At 33.8% G+C, this 16692-nt stretch carries 14 protein-coding genes; 13 read left to right on the top strand and 1 reads right to left on the bottom strand.

The features are described 5' to 3' along the window. Window positions 1-125 precede the first annotated feature (125 nt). Complete coding sequence (gene recA, locus BN863_RS17280; protein ID WP_038532705.1) at window positions 126-1133, bottom strand: recombinase RecA; 1008 nt, start codon at window positions 1131-1133, stop codon at window positions 126-128. Between the two features lie 268 nt (window positions 1134-1401). On the opposite strand from recA, the gene trhO reads away from it, so the two are divergent. From trhO to BN863_RS17215, 13 genes are all read left to right on the top strand, one after another. Continuing rightward, on the top strand, window positions 1402-2481 hold the full coding sequence (trhO, locus tag BN863_RS17275) for an oxygen-dependent tRNA uridine(34) hydroxylase TrhO (RefSeq protein ID WP_038532704.1): 1080 nt from the start codon (window positions 1402-1404) through the stop codon (window positions 2479-2481). Between the two features lie 4 nt (window positions 2482-2485). Next, window positions 2486-3730, top strand: coding sequence for a peptidase U32 family protein (locus BN863_RS17270; protein ID WP_038532702.1), 1245 nt, complete (start codon window positions 2486-2488; stop codon window positions 3728-3730). Next, window positions 3730-3960: a ferredoxin gene (locus BN863_RS17265; protein ID WP_038532700.1), complete on the top strand. Its 231-nt coding sequence runs from the start codon at window positions 3730-3732 to the stop codon at window positions 3958-3960. Before BN863_RS17270 ends, BN863_RS17265 begins: the two co-directional genes overlap by 1 nt. 4 nt (window positions 3961-3964) lie before the next feature. After that, on the top strand, window positions 3965-4969 hold the full coding sequence (locus tag BN863_RS17260; RefSeq protein WP_038532698.1) for a radical SAM protein: 1005 nt from the start codon (window positions 3965-3967) through the stop codon (window positions 4967-4969). 164 nt (window positions 4970-5133) lie between these two features. Continuing rightward, complete coding sequence (locus BN863_RS17255; protein ID WP_051774913.1) at window positions 5134-6633, top strand: PSP1 domain-containing protein; 1500 nt, start codon at window positions 5134-5136, stop codon at window positions 6631-6633. After that, complete coding sequence (locus BN863_RS17250; RefSeq protein WP_038532696.1) at window positions 6620-7114, top strand: gliding motility lipoprotein GldH; 495 nt, start codon at window positions 6620-6622, stop codon at window positions 7112-7114. Before BN863_RS17255 ends, BN863_RS17250 begins: the two co-directional genes overlap by 14 nt. 4 nt (window positions 7115-7118) lie before the next feature. After that, window positions 7119-9443: a penicillin-binding protein 1A gene (locus BN863_RS17245; protein WP_038532694.1), complete on the top strand. Its 2325-nt coding sequence runs from the start codon at window positions 7119-7121 to the stop codon at window positions 9441-9443. Between the two features lie 649 nt (window positions 9444-10092). Further along, on the top strand, window positions 10093-10368 hold the full coding sequence (locus BN863_RS17240; protein WP_148304642.1) for a hypothetical protein: 276 nt from the start codon (window positions 10093-10095) through the stop codon (window positions 10366-10368). 57 nt (window positions 10369-10425) lie between these two features. Then, window positions 10426-11211, top strand: coding sequence for a GLPGLI family protein (locus tag BN863_RS18170; protein ID WP_051774912.1), 786 nt, complete (start codon window positions 10426-10428; stop codon window positions 11209-11211). 144 nt (window positions 11212-11355) lie between these two features. Next, window positions 11356-12132 carry a GLPGLI family protein gene (locus BN863_RS18165; protein WP_051774911.1) on the top strand — a complete coding sequence of 259 codons (777 nt, stop codon included), beginning with the start codon at window positions 11356-11358 and terminating at the stop codon, window positions 12130-12132. 33 nt (window positions 12133-12165) lie between these two features. Then, window positions 12166-12942, top strand: a complete 777-nt coding sequence (locus BN863_RS18160) for a GLPGLI family protein (protein WP_051774910.1) — start codon at window positions 12166-12168, stop codon at window positions 12940-12942. 74 nt (window positions 12943-13016) lie between these two features. Continuing rightward, window positions 13017-15695 carry a carboxypeptidase-like regulatory domain-containing protein gene (locus BN863_RS17220; RefSeq protein ID WP_051774909.1) on the top strand — a complete coding sequence of 893 codons (2679 nt, stop codon included), beginning with the start codon at window positions 13017-13019 and terminating at the stop codon, window positions 15693-15695. A gap of 290 nt (window positions 15696-15985) precedes the next feature. Continuing rightward, entirely contained in the window at window positions 15986-16678 is a 693-nt protein-coding gene (locus tag BN863_RS17215) for a CoA transferase subunit A (protein ID WP_038532690.1), read from the top strand. Window positions 16679-16692: the final 14 nt, after the last annotated feature.

Raw genomic sequence — 16692 nt, 5'->3', positions numbered from 1 at the left:
TAAATTTAGAGTGTTTATTTATAGATGTAGATGTTTTAAAAAGGTTGCGTCGAAAAATAAAAAATCCCGAAATACATCGGGATTTTAACATTTAAGCACTACAATGCTGAAGAATACTATTTAAATTATTCTTTCATAGCTTTAATGGCATCTTTTATTTTTAATTCAAGTTCTTCAAATAATTCTGGATTATCTTTTATCATAATCTTAACAGCATCACGTCCTTGTCCTAATTTCGTGTCTTGGTAGCTAAACCATGAACCACTCTTTTTAACAATTTCTAACTCTACTGCTAAATCTAAAATTTCACCTACTTTAGAAACACCTTCACCATACATAATGTCGAATTCAGCTGTTTTAAATGGCGGAGCTACTTTGTTTTTAACCACTTTTACTTTGGTTTTGTTACCCATAACATCACCATTAGTATCTTTAATCTGAGTAGATCTACGAATGTCTAAACGTACAGAAGCATAGAACTTTAAGGCATTACCACCTGTAGTTGTTTCTGGGTTTCCAAACATAACACCAATCTTTTCACGTAATTGGTTAATGAAAAACATAGTACAGTTGGTCTTGCTAATAGACCCTGTAAGCTTACGAAGGGCTTGAGACATTAAACGGGCATGTAATCCCATTTTAGAATCTCCCATTTCACCTTCAATTTCACTCTTAGGTGTTAATGCTGCAACCGAGTCAATAACTACAATATCTATAGCTCCAGAACGTACTAAGTTTTCAGCAATCTCTAATGCTTGTTCCCCATGGTCTGGTTGCGATATAATTAAGTTGTCTATGTCTACGCCTAATTTAGCGGCATAAAATCTATCGAAAGCGTGTTCTGCATCAATAAACGCAGCGATTCCACCAGCTTTTTGAGCTTCTGCAATAGCGTGTAATGTTAGTGTTGTTTTACCAGAAGATTCTGGTCCATATATTTCTATAACACGTCCTCTTGGGTATCCTCCTACGCCTAAAGCTAAATCTAAACCTAAAGATCCACTTGGTATTGCTTCAACCTCTACTACGGCTTTATCGCTCATTCTCATTACGGTACCTTTACCGTAAGTCTTGTCTAATTTATCTAAAGTAAGCTGTAACGCTTTTAATTTTGCTTCTTTTTCCTTGCTCATCTAATTGTGTTTTTATACTGAAATAAGAGCTGCTAAAATACGACTTCTTGGATCATCTAACAATTTTAAATAGCAACCTTTTTTAGTTTGTTCGTAGCTTAATAAAGTATGAAAAATTATTGATAATAAATAAATTTGCGGCATGAAACTCATTGTAGAGGCTTGATGTAGAATTCATTACTAAGGTTTTTTTAATTAAAATTTAGTGTTTTGTCTAAAATCAGTACCTTTGCAAAAATATTTTTTAACCTTAAAACATTAGTATAGCATGCAACTGTACAATAAATTAAGTGCTAAAGAACGTGCAGAGTTAATCGAAAAAGCAGGAAAAGATCGATTAACCTTATCTTTCTATCAGTACGCTAAAATTGAAAATCCTCACACCTTTAGAGATCAGTTATTTATTACTTGGAACGCATTAGATGTTCTAGGGCGAATTTATGTCGCTCACGAAGGTATAAATGCGCAATTGTCTTTGCCAGCAGATCGCTTCAACGAATTTAAAACGCATTTAGACTCTATTTCATTTTTAAAAGATATTCGACTTAATATTGCTGTAGAGCAGGATAATATGTCATTTTTAAAACTGAAAGTTAAAGTGCGTGACAAAATTGTTGCCGATGGTTTAAACGACGAGACTTTCGACGTTACTAATAAAGGTAGACACGTAGATGCTATTCAGTTCAACGAATTAATAGAAGACGAAAATACCATTCTTGTAGATATGCGTAATCATTACGAGAGTGAAATCGGGCATTTTAAAAATGCACGTCGTCCAGATGTCGATACCTTTAGAGAATCGTTACCAATTATTGAAAATGATTTAAAGGAATTTAAAGAGGATAAAAAACTGGTTATGTATTGTACAGGTGGTATTCGTTGCGAAAAAGCAAGTGCCTACTTTAAACATAAAGGTTTTAAAAATGTATTTCAGCTAGAAGGTGGAATTATTGAATATACCAGACAAGTTAACGATCGTAAGCTTGAAAATAAATTCTTAGGAAAAAACTTCGTGTTCGACGAACGTCGTTCAGAACGTATTACCGACGATGTTATAGCTTGTTGCCACCAATGTGGAGAACCTGCAGATACACACGAAAATTGCGCGAATGATGCGTGCCATTTACTGTTTATTCAATGTGAAAAATGTAAGGCAGAAATGGATGGTTGTTGCTCAACAACTTGTAAAGAGATTCATAGTTTACCTTACGAAGAACAAAAAGCATTGCGTAAAGGTCAAGGAAATAGTAACGACATCTTTAAAAAAGGACGTGCAGACCATTTGCCGTACAAAAAAGACCTTCGTAATATTTTTGATAGCTTGAATACAGATGCTTTAAAAGAGTAAGAATATGCAACATATAGAATTAATGGCTCCAGCAGGGAATTTCGAATCTTTGCAGGCTGCTCTAGATAATGGCGCAAATTCAGTCTATTTTGGTGTAGAACAACTTAATATGCGAGCGCGAGCTACAGTAAACTTTACTTTAGACGATCTTCCTGAAATAGCAAAACGTTGCGAAGCTAAAAACGTAAGAACGTATTTAACTTTAAACACTATAATTTACGATCACGATTTATCAATCGTAAAAACACTTATAAAACAAGCAAAAGTAGCTAATATTACAGCTGTGATTGCTATGGATCAGGCCGTGATTGCCATGGCTAGAGAGCATGGTATGGAAGTTCATATTTCTACGCAAATAAATGTTACCAATATAGAAACGGTTAAGTTTTACGCATTATTTGCAGATACTATGGTGTTAAGCCGAGAGTTAAGTTTGCGTCAGGTTAAGAAGATTACCGAGGCCATAAAAAAGGAACAAATTAAGGGACCTTCTGGGAATTTAGTCGAAATAGAAATTTTTGGACACGGTGCATTATGTATGGCAGTTTCAGGAAAGTGTTATATGAGTTTGCACTCGGCTAATTCTTCTGCTAATCGTGGGGCATGTAAACAAAACTGTAGAAAAAAATATACGGTTATCGATCAGGAAACAGGTTTCGAAATGGAATTAGATAATGAGTATATCATGTCGCCAAAAGATTTATGTACCATAGATTTCTTAGATGAAATTATAGATGCAGGAATTACTGTTTTAAAAATTGAAGGAAGAGGACGAGCACCTGAATATGTTGCAAAAGTAATTAAATGTTACCGAGATGCTATAGATAGTATTGATAATGGAACGTATAGCAAAGAGAAAGTGATTGGCTGGATGCAAGAGCTTGAAAAAGTTTACAATCGCGGATTTTGGAGTGGTTATTATTTAGGTCAGAAATTAGGAGAGTGGAGTAATGGCTCAGGGTCGCATGCCACACAAAAGAAAGTATATATTGGCAAAGGCACACATTTTTATCCCAAAGCTAAAATTGGAGAGTTTAAAATTGAGGCATTCGAAGTTACTGTAGGCGATACTATTCTTGTTACTGGGCCAACAACAGGAGCTCAAGAAATGAAAGTAGAAGAACTTATGGCTAATAATAAAAAATCTGCAAAAGGCTCTAAAGGCGATATGGTAACTATACCACTTGAGTTTAGAATACGTCCATCAGATAAATTATATAAAATTGTAGAAAATAAAGTTGAAGCCTAATGGTTATAATTACGCTACAGCGAAATAAATGTATCGGCTGTAATTATTGTGTAGAAATGGCGCCGCAACAATTCCAAATGTCTAAAAAAGACGGCAAAACAGTTTTGTTGCAGGGGCAAGAAAAAAAAGGGTTTTTCACATTAAAGAGTAATGATTATTCTATATTAGAGGCTTGCGAAAATGCATCAAAAGCATGTCCTGTAAATATTATTAGTGTGAAAAATAATTGATTTAATGAACGTTTATAAACTGTTACAACTCAATCGAAAAATAAAAAGTCACAGAATTAAATTCCTTGGTCTTTTTGTGTTGCATACGTTTAATAAGCGGTATTTGGCGGTAAACTTAGATCCTGTAATGGCATGTAATTTACGTTGTAAAATGTGTTATTTTACAGATGTAGATTATGTAAAAACCTTAAAAGGACAGTTTAAAGCAGACGAGATTAATCAAGTTGCAAGCACTATTTTTAGTCGAGCTTTAAAACTTCAGATAGGTTGCGGTACAGAGCCAACTTTATATAAAGATTTGGTAAGAATTGTACAATTAGGGAAAACATATCGCGTACCCTATATTTCAATTACAACTAACGCTAATTTACTAACCGAAGAGAAAATTATTTCTCTTTTAGAAGCCGGACTTAACGAGTTTACAATTTCACTTCATGGCGTAACAAAAACGAGTTACGAAAATTTCATGAATAAGGCGAGTTACAAAAAGTTTCAAAATGTCTTTCAAGTATTTGCAAGGCTAAAGTCTACTTATAAGTTTAAAGTGCGTATTAATTACACCTTCAACAAAGATAATTTTTACGAGCTCAAAGATTTTTTCAAGTATTTTAATGGAGATAGTTTCGATATGCTTCAAATTAGACCCATTCAAAAAATTGGAAATACAGAGTATAGCGATTTCGATTTAGATGCTATTCGAGACGATTATCCAAATCTAATCGAAAATATACGTAAGTCGTGTAAAGCTCATGATATAACATTGTTAGCGCCAAAATATATTCCTAAACACGACGAAAAAAATGCTTCAAGTTTAATATTCGATTATACATTTTGTTACGTTTCTCCAGATAGTTTCTGGAAAAAAGGCTTTAATTGGAAAACGAATTCTTTTAACGACTACGCTAATCAAATTGGTTGGAGTAGAACATTGCTTTCTAATGTATTTAAGTCTGAAAAAGAATTAAAATCCTTATCAAATCGATTAAACTATGAAGTTGAGTTGAATTAAAATTTCTTTTTTTCAAGTCTTTAGAATAATCATATCTTTACAGACTAAAGTGAGTGTTAGGCTTGTCCTGCTCACAACTATATGAAGTTTTAAAAATTGAAACTTCATTTTACTAATTCTCTTCTGTTAATCGTTGATTATCAGAATCTATATATACATAATTTATGGCTTGTGAAAGTTGTTCGACAGGAAAAGATGGCCAACCTAAAGGTTGCAAAAGTAATGGAACATGCGGAACGGATAGTTGCAACAAACTAACGGTTTTCGATTGGCTTGCAAATATGTCGCTTCCAAATGGTGAAGCTCCTTTTGATTGGATTGAAGTCCGTTTTAAAAACGGACGAAAAGAATACTATAAAAATACCGAGAATTTAACATTAAGTATTGGAGATATTGTTGCTACTCAAGCAGCAAATGGTCACGATATTGGAATGGTTACCCTTACCGGAGAATTGGTAAGAGTACAAATGAAACGTAAAAAAATCTCTCAAGATGGAGAGATTTTAAAAATATACAGGAAAGCATCGCAACGCGATATTGATATTTGGTCTGAGGCTCGGGACAAGGAAGAGCCAATGAAAGTTAAAGCCAGACAATTTGCTATCGATTTAAAACTTCATATGAAGATTTCCGATATCGAATATCAAGGAGATGCAAGTAAAGCTACGTTCTATTATACTGCAGAAGAACGTGTAGATTTTAGAGAATTAATTAAAGTTTTTGCACGCGAGTTTAGAACCCGTATCGAAATGAAACAAGTAGGATTTCGTCAGGAAGCTGCACGTTTAGGAGGTATTGGATCTTGTGGTCGGGAGTTATGCTGTTCTACTTGGTTAACAGATTTTAGATCGGTAAGTACTTCGGCAGCTAGATATCAGCAATTATCTTTAAATCCTCAGAAATTAGCTGGACAATGCGGAAAATTAAAATGCTGTTTAAATTACGAGTTAGATACGTATTTAGATGCATTAAAGCAATTCCCTAAAACAGAAGTAAAACTAAAGACCGAAAAAGGAACTGCTGTTTGTCAGAAAACAGATATTTTTAAAGGTCATATGTGGTATGCTTATGAAGGTGAGTGGATGAATTGGCATAAAATTACTATTGAACAAGCCAAAGAAATTATCGCATTAAATAAGAAAAATGAAACGGTTGCAAGTTTAGAAGAATACGCTGTAGATTTATTAGAAGATACTAAAGTTGAGTTTGAGAACGTTGTAGGTCAAGATAGTTTAACACGATTTGATCAACCAAAAAAGTCTAAGCGACGTAGAACGAATAAAAACTCAAGGCCAACAAGTAAGGATGCAACTGATGGTGCTGTAGCAACAAAACCTGCAACGAAAAGACCGGTACGAAGAAAAAAACCTTCAAACCCTAATCAGAATCCAAACGCTAAGGTAAAGGGTAATTCAAATACAAAACCCAACCCTAATGCTAAAGCCAATACGGCAACAGAAGAGGGAGGCGCAGCAAAGCCAAGACCGAACAGAAATAATAGAAATAAAAATAAAAGGAAACCTCAAAATAAACAGAATCCTAACCAAAACCCAAACGCGAAGCCTAATCCCAATGCTAGGCCAAAGCCGAAGCCTAGACCCAACCCTAATGCTAAAGCAAATCCTAATCAAAAATCAAATCCGAATACCAATGCAGAGAAGTAGTGCGATTTTATTTTTTTTAATCTTGTTTAGTATAGTGACGTCGTGCGATTCGAATCAGGTTTTCGACGATTATAAGTCGGTACCAGGTACTTGGAATAAAGATGAGGTTGTTCAGTTTAATTTTACAGCTCCAGATACAACTAATACCTATAATTTTTTCGTAAATATTAGAAACAACAACGATTATAAATACAGTAATTTGTTTTTAATTGTAGACTTAGGATTTCCACACGGAAAAACCATAACCGATACTTTAGAGTATAAAATGGCAAAACCTAGTGGCGAATTTTTAGGTGAAGGATTTAATAGTATAAAAGAAAATAAATTATGGTATAAGGAGGACTTTATTTTAAGTGAGTCTGGAACTTATACTGTAAAAATACAACAAGCCATGAGGGAAAATGGCAAGGTAAATGGTGTAACAAATCTTGACGGCATTACAGATGTAGGCTTCAGAATAGAAAATACAACAATTCATTAATTTTATGGCAAAAAAGAAACAACCAGTAAAAAACCAAGGTTATGGTAAATACATACGTTGGTTTTGGATTCTTTTCCTTACCGGGATTATCGCTTTTATTTTACTGTTTTTATCGGCTTCAGTATTTGGTGATTTACCGGATCACACGGTGTTAGAAAACCCGAAAACAAATTTAGCAACAGAAATAATTTCTTCAGACGGGAAGACCTTAGGGAAATTTTATTTTAACGATAACCGTACACCAGTAGATTACGAAGTGTTGCCGCAACATTTAGTAGATGCTTTAATTGCGACAGAAGACGCACGTTTTCATCAGCATTCTGGTATCGATGGTCGCGGTACATTAAGAGCCATTGTAAAAATGGGTAAAGGTGGTGGAGCTAGTACCATTTCTCAGCAATTGGCAAAACAATTATTTCACGGAGAAGGTTCTAAGAATATTGTAGAGCGTTTAATGCAAAAAGTAAACGAATGGATTATTGCTATTCGTTTAGAGCGCCAATACACCAAAGAAGAAATTATTACGCAGTATTTTAATATTTATGACTTCGGAAATAATGCCGATGGAATAAAAAGTGCTGCCAGTATTTATTTTGGAAAACAACCACAAGAACTAGATATTCAAGAATCGGCAATGTTAGTTGGGATGTTTAAAAACTCATCGTTATACAACCCAAGACGTAATCCTGAAGGTGTAAAAAATCGTAGAGATGTGGTTTTAAGTCAGATGCAAAAATATGGATATATCACAGAGCGTGTAAAAGATTCTATTCAGAAAACAGATCTTATTATAAATTATACACCAGAATCTCATAGAGAAGGTATTGCCACATACTTTAGAGAGTATTTAAAGAAATTTATGAAAGATTGGATTAAGAATAATCCAAAAGCAGATGGTACAAAATACAATTTATACAGCGACGGATTAAAAGTGTATACCACTATCGACTCGCGTATGCAACAATATGCAGAAGATGCTGTGCAACGACACATGATAAATTTGCAAGCAGAATTTGATCATCAGAATACAAAAGATAGAAATCCAACAACTCCATTTTTAGGTTTAGATGAAGAAGAAATAGATGGTTTAATGAACCGTTCTATGCGTCAGTCAGAACGTTGGAGAAAAATGAAATACGATCTTAAAAAATCGAATGAAGAAATTATAGAGTCGTTTAATATTCCTGTACCAATGACTTTATTTTCATGGAAAGGTGAAATAGATACGATTATGAAGCCTATAGATTCTATGCGTTATTACAAAAAGTTCTTACATCCAGGCATGATGTCTATGGATCCGGAAACTGGACATGTAAAAGCATGGGTAGGCGGTATGAATTATCGTCATTTTCAGTATGATCACGTAAAACAAGGAAAACGTCAAGTAGGCTCTACTTTTAAACCTTTTGTATATGCTACTGCTATTGATCAGTTACACTTGTCACCTTGCGATGAATTTCCAGATGTACCGTATTGTATAGAAGAAGGCCGTTGGGGGAATTTAAAAGATTGGTGTCCAGAAAATTCAGGGTTAACTTATGGAGGTTCTAGATCACTTAAAAATGCTTTAGCGAATTCTGTAAATACCATCACGGCACGTTTAATGGATAAGGTAGGACCTGCGCATGTTATAGATATGGCGAAAAAATTAGGGGTAACTACAGAAATTCCAGAAGTGCCATCAATAGCGTTAGGAACTGTAGATTTAAGTGTTTTCGAAATGGTTGCAGCATATTCAACGTTTGCTAATAAAGGGGTCTATACAGAGCCTGTTATGGTAACCAGTATTGAAGATAAGAATAATACCATTTTATATCAGTTTACGCCTAAAACTAAAGATGTTTTAAGTGAAGAGGTGGCTTATGTTACGGTAAAACTTTTAGAAGGTGTAACAGACGGTGGTTCAGGAACGCGTTTACGTACTCAGGGGTACGAAAAATGGCGTCCAGAATATCGAGAAATTATTACTGGATATCCGTATCAATTAACAAATCCTATAGCAGGTAAAACTGGAACAACACAAAATCAGAGTGATGGTTGGTTTATGGGAATGGTGCCTAACTTGGTTACAGGAGTTTGGGTAGGTGCAGAAGATCGTGCCGTGCATTTTAAAACCATTACTTACGGTCAAGGTGCTTCTATGGCTTTACCTATTTGGGGGAGTTATATGAAGAGTTGTTATGCCGATGAAGATTTAAATATTTCGAAAGCAGCTTTTAAAGCACCAGAAGAATTAACAATTCGAGTAGATTGTTCAGAAGAGGCGAATGCAGCTATGGCAGATGACGAAACACCAAATCAAGATGTCCCAGACGATTTAGATTTCTAAGTCTTTATTAATTTATATTTAATCTCAAGCCATTTAAAAGTATTACAACGCTTTTAAATGGCTTTTTTTATAAGGTTTTCTCAACTTTATAAATTTTCAAAAATCAGATAATTTCTACATAGTTACATCAAGTCATTGCTACATTAACCAAATTACGCGTCACCCTGAATTAATACGTGCCGTGAGGTATGGGATTTCAGAGTGACATTGGACTGAACAGGTTCGAGTTACTTGTGGGATACTGAAACGAGTTCAGCATGACGTGCTAGGTTGTATTACTTACCAATGTCCCATTTTCAAATCTTCAAATCGACCAATTGCTACATTGTTATATTAATGCTTTTGAAATATCACAACATTGCCTTAGTGTTAAATAAGTAAGGTTTTCCCGTAACAGAAATGTATAATTTTTATAAATATTCGATAAACTGTTTGATTTTGATTTGTTTTAACGCTTTTTTTTTTTTTTTCTTTGGAATGTTGTAAGCGAATTCTTAAGTTTTGAAGTCTTAAAAATATGCTTAAAACACGATCGATCGAAGCTGGCCAGCTTATTTAAAAAACTTCAACCACAAAACTTCAAGGTTTTAAAAAAAAGCCAAATAATTATATTAATCAACCTGTTTAAGAGTATTACGGGTTTAAAATTATGAAAAGTATTATATTCTCTTTTGTATTTATGTTAGCGGCAACAGTTTCTCTTGCTCATGCGGAAAATAATAAAAATGATTTTGTTAATAAAAAAAGCAATTTTGAAATTAATCAAATAGAGTTAATTCCTGGTCGTTGTGAACTATCCATTAATGTATATAATAACCGTGGAGAAGTTATAGATGTCATTGAACGTTCATGGGAATCTCAGGATGCAATAAGTTGTAGTTTAGAGGCTCAAGCTATGGTTGATGCTATGAATGCTGGTCAATGATTAATAAAGAAAGCGACTTTTTATATTGAATAAGGAGTCGCTTTAATTTTAAAAAATATGAAAACATATTACCAATTAACCTTAGTCGTACTACTAAGTGTTTTTAGCTTAAAAATAGAGGCTCAAAAAAAAGTAACCTACACCCTTAAAGTGAATTACGATATTCACTATAACACAGCAAGACCTAACACCCAAAAAGGTGTTTTATATTTAGATAATTCTAATACCAAGTCTATATATAAAGAAGGAAAAAATACAGATGGTACGGTTGCCCAAGATGAAGATGATAATATGGCTTTTAGTTTATCGGTTAGAGGGATTGAGAGTTTTTACTTTTTAGACTTAGTTTCAGATAGTTTATATTCAAAGCAAATGGTATACCTAGACGAAGCTGTTATTCTTGAAGGTAAACCAAATATGGCATGGCAATTAACAAATGAAGAAAAACAATTAGATAATTTAAAGGTTAAAAAAGCGACCTTAAGTTTTAGAGGCAGAAATTATACGGCATGGTATTGCGAGGAATATCCGGTGCAATTCGGTCCTTGGAAATTTCATGGTTTACCCGGTCTTATTTTAGAAATATCTGATGAAACTAAGATGTATCATTGGGTAGCTACGAGAATAAAGAAAATTGAAACCCCTGAAGTTATACAGGTTGATAGCTTAATGCGTGATACTAAACAAATGGATCTAAAAACATTTGCCGCTATTCGTTATAATATTAATAATGCTAGACCAAGAGCGAGGTCGCCTAGAGGAGTCACTACTACCTACGGAGTAATTCCCAGAAATGGCATAGAAATACTGTTTGAATGGGAGGAAGAGCCTGAATCTGAATAGAAATAGGTGTATTGTTGTGCTTTTAGCTTTTTAAAATGAAGACAAATTTTTAAAATTTCAACTAATTAAGGCTACCATGAGGTCATAAAATATATATATATTGTGAAGCCTTGTCTCGGTTTCCCTGAATTATAAAAAATAATTATGAATTATAAATTAGCATTAGTTTTATTGGTATTACAACTTCACAGTATAGGAGTATGCAGTCAAGATACGGAGCGCAGTTTTGTGTCAGAATTGAAAGTTAAATACGACATGGTTTTAAATTATACAGAGCAATTAGCTTTTCAATCGGTTCTGAACGCTAATAATACGATGTCTTTTTTTAAATTCTATACCAAGAATACAGATAAAACAAATTTAAGTGAAGAGTCTGATGGTTTAAAGTTGTCTGTTGTGCCTTTAGACACTACGAACTATACCGTTCAGTTTAATAAAAGCACGAATGTATTATATACCTTAGAGAAGGATTTTGATGGAAAGGAGAAATATTATACAAAGGAATATCTTCCTGAAATTAACTGGAAACTAGAGCCACAAACAAAAATTATAGCAGATATAGCTTGCTTATCGGCCAGTACCGAATTTAGAGGAAGAACATACCAAGTTTGGTATGCACCTTCAATACCAAGTAATTTTGGACCTTGGAAATTACATGGATTACCTGGTCTGATATTAGAAGCCAAGGATTTGTATAATGAGGTAATTTTTAAAGTCAGGCAAATTGAATTTGTAAAAGAAGATGTTAATGTTGCTTTAAATCAATCTTATGACATCTTAAGTTTAGAAGATCATATAGAAAGACAAGATAAAGGAATTTCGGAATTATCTAAAAAAATGCAATCTAGAATGGGGAAAGGTGTCACCCTTAATGTGACTGATATAGATAGGATAGAACTAAGTTTTGATGACACAGAATAATTTTTAAGAAAATGAGTACCTAAATTGCGATAAATGAATAACCTTAGCTTACTTATTTTACTATTATATTTGCCACTAATAGCACAACCAGATGCTATTTATACGAGTGTAAATTACCACACAAAGTTCAATTTAGATTATCCTGCGGAACAATACTATACATTAGTGTTTCACGAAAATAAATCGAGTTATATCGAGAAAGTATCTATTGCAGTTCCAGTTCCTAATAGTAAAACTATTGATTACCAAAATCATGAAGAATTTCAAATTTACTATGTAAATAGTTTAGACAAAACTTTACATCTTCAGGAGTATATAGATTCTAAAAAATATTTGGTTACAACAAACTTTCCAAAAATTAAATGGGATATTTCATCGTCGGTTAAAGATACTATTTTAGGGCATTTGTGTAATAAGGCTGTGGGCGACTTTAGAGGCAGAACCTATACGGCTTGGTACACCCAAGACATTCCAGTGCCTTTTGGTCCTTGGAAACTTCATGGCTTACCAGGATTAATTTTAAAATCTACAGACAGTTTAAATCAGGTAGATATTACGGCAACACGTTTAGAGTTTAAAACGTTGAATGCACTGGATAACAGTTTGGATTTACCTACAGATTATGAGAAAATCATTGATGAACGAGTTTTTTTAGATATGCAGTACCAAGATGAAATGGAACAAATAAAACGAATACGAGCAACCTTAAGTAGAGAAGCTAAGTTGGGGCCCCTTAAAATAAATACAGATCGTTCGAGTCGCTGGGAGAAATTTTACGAATGGGAAACCAAACCATCTACATCGGAGTAAATCATGGTCAAATTATTTATAAAGACTTAAATTGATAGCGTTTTAAAAAATCGCGCCCCAATACCAATTAGTTAATGCCAAAAACCTTTTGCAAAAAAAATGCCCAAACCAGTATTATGGTTGTTATGTTACTGTATTCGTTTATTGGATACACACAAACCAAAATTTCTGGTAAGGTAACAGATAGTCTAAATGCGTTAGCTTCAGTTAATATTTTACTAAAAGACAGTAGTGATGCTTTAGTGGCTTATACCTTTTCTAATGCTGAAGGGATTTATGCTTTGGAGGATGTAAAAACAGGGGTGTATGTTTTAGAATTTTCGGCCTTAGGTTATCACCTTAAAAAGCTACCTATAGATGTATATGCTGAAGATGAAACCCTACAGTATAATGTAGTTTTACACGAAAAGGCTATGGCCTTAGATGAAGTCTATATTGCAACCGAAAAGCCTATTTCTGTACAAAAAGATACCATTACGTTTAAAACAAAATATTTTACTAACGGTACAGAACAAACGGTAGAAGAGCTGCTAGAAAAAATACCAGGTTTAAATATAGATAGCGATGGTAAAATAAAAGTGGGTAACCAAGAGATTGAGAAATTAATGGTTGATGGCGACGATTTTTTTGAAAAGGGTTATAAAATACTGTCTAAAAATATGCCGGCCTATCCTATAGAGGAGGTTGAAGTACTAAAAAATTATTCTAATAATAGGTTGCTAAAAAACATAGAAGACAGCGATAAGGTTGCTTTAAACTTAAAACTAGACGATGCCTCTAAACGGATATGGTTTGGGAATTTAAAACTAGGTTTAGGAAATGACGATTTTTACGAGCTAAAAGGAAATTTAATGAATTTTGGGAAGAAAAATAAATACTATTTTTTAACCAATTTAAACTCCATTGGAGAGGATGCGACGGGCGATATTCAAAATTTAATTAATCCCTTTCGTTTAAACGAACCTGGTAGTATAGGTGATAACCAAAGTGCCAATAACATAATAAACCTGTCTGCAGCCACTCTAAATTTTAATAAAGATAGAACCAATTTTAATAATGTCGAGCTCCTCTCTTTAAATGCTATTTTTAATCCTTCGGATAAACTAAAAATAAAAACACTTGGTTTTTTTAATTGGGATGAAATTGATTTTTACAGAACGACCACAGATGTAGTTTACGCTCCTGGAACCGATTTTATAAATACTGAAGATTATAAGCTGCGAAGTAAAAATAAAACAGCTTTCGGAAAAGTAGATCTTACCTATAATATTTCTAAAACTAAAATGTTAGAAGCGACAACAAAATATAATATAAGTACTTTTAATAAGAGCTCGCATTTGGTGTTTAATGGTTTGGATACACGCGAAAATTTAAACGATAAAAATATACGTTTCGATCAGAAAATAAATTATACCAATAAGTTTAAAGATAAAAGTGTGTTTTTAATTACAGGGCGGTTTATAGATGAAAATACACCTCAGCAGTATAGTGTGAATCAGTTTTTGTTTCACGATTTATTTCCAGAAGATAGCACAGCAAATAACGTAAAGCAGCAAAGTGCAAACCACATGCAGTTTGCTGGAATTAATGCACATATATTAGATCGGAGAAAGAACGAGAATCTATTAGAGCTACAATTGGGTAATACGTATCGGAAAGACAGGTTAAATACGGCCTTCTCTTTATATAACGACACTGATTTGGTAGCTAATCCCGATGGTTATCAGAATAAAAGCACCTATACTGTAAACGATTTATACTTAAAATCGAAATACAGTTTTAATCTAAAGGCCTTTAAAATTAATGGCACTTTAAATATACATCAGTTGTTTAATCGCTTAGAGTCTAGCGAAAATATATCAACTCAAAGTCCATTTTATGTCAATCCTAGTTTAGGGCTGGAATGGAAAATTAATAACAAAAATAAAATAACATCTAGATATGTGTATAACACCACAAATGCAGGTATTTTAGATGTGTATAGTGACTATGTGCTAAGTAGTTTTCGTACGTTTCAAAAAGGTGCATCCGGATTTAATCTGTTAGACGCTTCTAATGTTTTTGTTGGTTATACCTTTGGGAATTGGAGCGATCGCTTTTTTGCAAATACCTTTTTTACATATACTAAAAATCACGATTTTTTAACCACCCAAAGTATCGTAGAGCAAAACTATTCTGAATTAGAAAAAATCCGAGTAGAAGATCGGGAGTTTATAAGTGTAAACACCAAGTTCGATTATTACTTTAAAACCATTTCTTCTAACTTAAAGCTCGATTTAGGATACACAAAAAGTGAGTTTAAAAACAGTGTTAATAATTCTGGATTACGCCAGGTAACCTCGCATAATTACAATTATGGTTTCGAGTTACGCTCGGGTTTTAGTGGGGTGTTTAATTATCATTTAGGTACAAAATGGTCAAGTTCTAAGGTTGAAACAACCATTACCAATTCGTATACAGATGTGATGAGTTTCTTAGATTTAACTTTTGTGCTTTCAGAATTGTTTAATACACAATTGCAACTAGAGCGGTATTATTTTGGAAGTTTAAATACAGAAAACACCTATTACTTTTTAGATTTCGATGCTAATTATAGATTGATAAAAGATAAGTTGGAGCTAGGTCTTACGGCTAAAAATTTATTTAATACAGAACGTTTTAAAACCTATAGTGTAAGTGATATCGGGACCTCTTCAACCGAGTATAGATTGCAGCCAAGGTATGTGCTCCTAAAATTGGAATATAAATTTTAAGGATTAAAACTGGGGTTTTTGGGGTCACCATTGGGTAAAGATTTTAACTGTACTCAATCTGACAGCCCGTTAGTGAATAATGAGATGGGTGAGACGTTATTAATGTGGAGCTACTTGTGGGATGCTGAAACGCGTTCAGCATGACGTCCTTGGATTGTATTACTTACCAATGTCCCATTTTCAAATCTTCAAATCGACGAATTGCTACATTGATATATTAAACAATTATCACATTATCCAGCATTCTTTTTTTATTTCGTATTTTTAAATACAACTAAAATCAAACAAACATGATAACAAAAACGGTGCAATCGGTAACTGAGGCTTTGCAGGATGTCAAGGATGGTTCAACACTTATGCTTGGTGGCTTTGGGTTATGTGGGATACCAGAAAACGCCATCAGTCAGTTGGTGAAATTAGGTGTTAAGGGTTTAACCTGTATTTCTAATAATGCCGGTGTAGACGATTTTGGTTTGGGCTTATTACTTCAGAAAAAACAGATAAAAAAAATGATTTCCTCCTATGTTGGCGAGAATGACGAGTTTGAACGTCAAATGTTGAGTGGCGAACTAGATGTAGAGCTTATTCCGCAAGGAACTCTGGCAGAACGTTGTCGTGCTGCTCAAGCGGGATTTCCTGCCATTTATACCCCTGCTGGCTATGGTACTGAAGTTGCCGAAGGTAAAGAAACTCGTGAGTTTGATGGAAAAATGTATGTGTTAGAGCATGCTTTTAAAGCCGATTTCGCTTTTGTTAAGGCCTGGAAAGGCGATGCTGCAGGAAATCTGATATTTAAAGGTACTGCCAGAAATTTTAATCCTGTAATGTGCGGTGCTGCTAAAATAACAGTCGCTGAGGTTGAAGAATTAGTCGCAGTAGGAACTTTAGATCCGAATCAAATTCATGTGCCTGGTATTTTTGTGCAACGTATTTTTCAAGGAGTGGGGTATGAGAAACGGATTGAGCAACGTACGGTGAGGTAGTATAACTATTTTTT

This window comes from Formosa agariphila KMM 3901 (assembly GCF_000723205.1).
GTDB classification, from domain to species: domain Bacteria; phylum Bacteroidota; class Bacteroidia; order Flavobacteriales; family Flavobacteriaceae; genus Formosa; species Formosa agariphila.
The sequence above is the reverse complement of the archived record's forward strand: the minus strand, read 5'-3'. Positions and strand labels throughout refer to the sequence as shown.

Bases quoted from the DNA above. Each gene is read 5' to 3' on its own strand.
- recA (WP_038532705.1), bottom strand. From the start codon at position 1,133: ATGAGCAAGGAAAAAGAAGCAAAATTAAAAGCGTTACAGCTTACTTTA.
- trhO (WP_038532704.1), top strand. From the start codon at position 1,402: ATGCAACTGTACAATAAATTAAGTGCTAAAGAACGTGCAGAGTTAATC.
- BN863_RS17270 (WP_038532702.1), top strand. From the start codon at position 2,486: ATGCAACATATAGAATTAATGGCTCCAGCAGGGAATTTCGAATCTTTG.
- BN863_RS17265 (WP_038532700.1), top strand. From the start codon at position 3,730: ATGGTTATAATTACGCTACAGCGAAATAAATGTATCGGCTGTAATTAT.
- BN863_RS17260 (WP_038532698.1), top strand. From the start codon at position 3,965: ATGAACGTTTATAAACTGTTACAACTCAATCGAAAAATAAAAAGTCAC.
- BN863_RS17255 (WP_051774913.1), top strand. From the start codon at position 5,134: ATGGCTTGTGAAAGTTGTTCGACAGGAAAAGATGGCCAACCTAAAGGT.
- BN863_RS17250 (WP_038532696.1), top strand. From the start codon at position 6,620: ATGCAGAGAAGTAGTGCGATTTTATTTTTTTTAATCTTGTTTAGTATA.
- BN863_RS17245 (WP_038532694.1), top strand. From the start codon at position 7,119: ATGGCAAAAAAGAAACAACCAGTAAAAAACCAAGGTTATGGTAAATAC.
- BN863_RS17240 (WP_148304642.1), top strand. From the start codon at position 10,093: ATGAAAAGTATTATATTCTCTTTTGTATTTATGTTAGCGGCAACAGTT.
- BN863_RS18170 (WP_051774912.1), top strand. From the start codon at position 10,426: ATGAAAACATATTACCAATTAACCTTAGTCGTACTACTAAGTGTTTTT.
- BN863_RS18165 (WP_051774911.1), top strand. From the start codon at position 11,356: ATGAATTATAAATTAGCATTAGTTTTATTGGTATTACAACTTCACAGT.
- BN863_RS18160 (WP_051774910.1), top strand. From the start codon at position 12,166: ATGAATAACCTTAGCTTACTTATTTTACTATTATATTTGCCACTAATA.
- BN863_RS17220 (WP_051774909.1), top strand. From the start codon at position 13,017: ATGCCAAAAACCTTTTGCAAAAAAAATGCCCAAACCAGTATTATGGTT.
- BN863_RS17215 (WP_038532690.1), top strand. From the start codon at position 15,986: ATGATAACAAAAACGGTGCAATCGGTAACTGAGGCTTTGCAGGATGTC.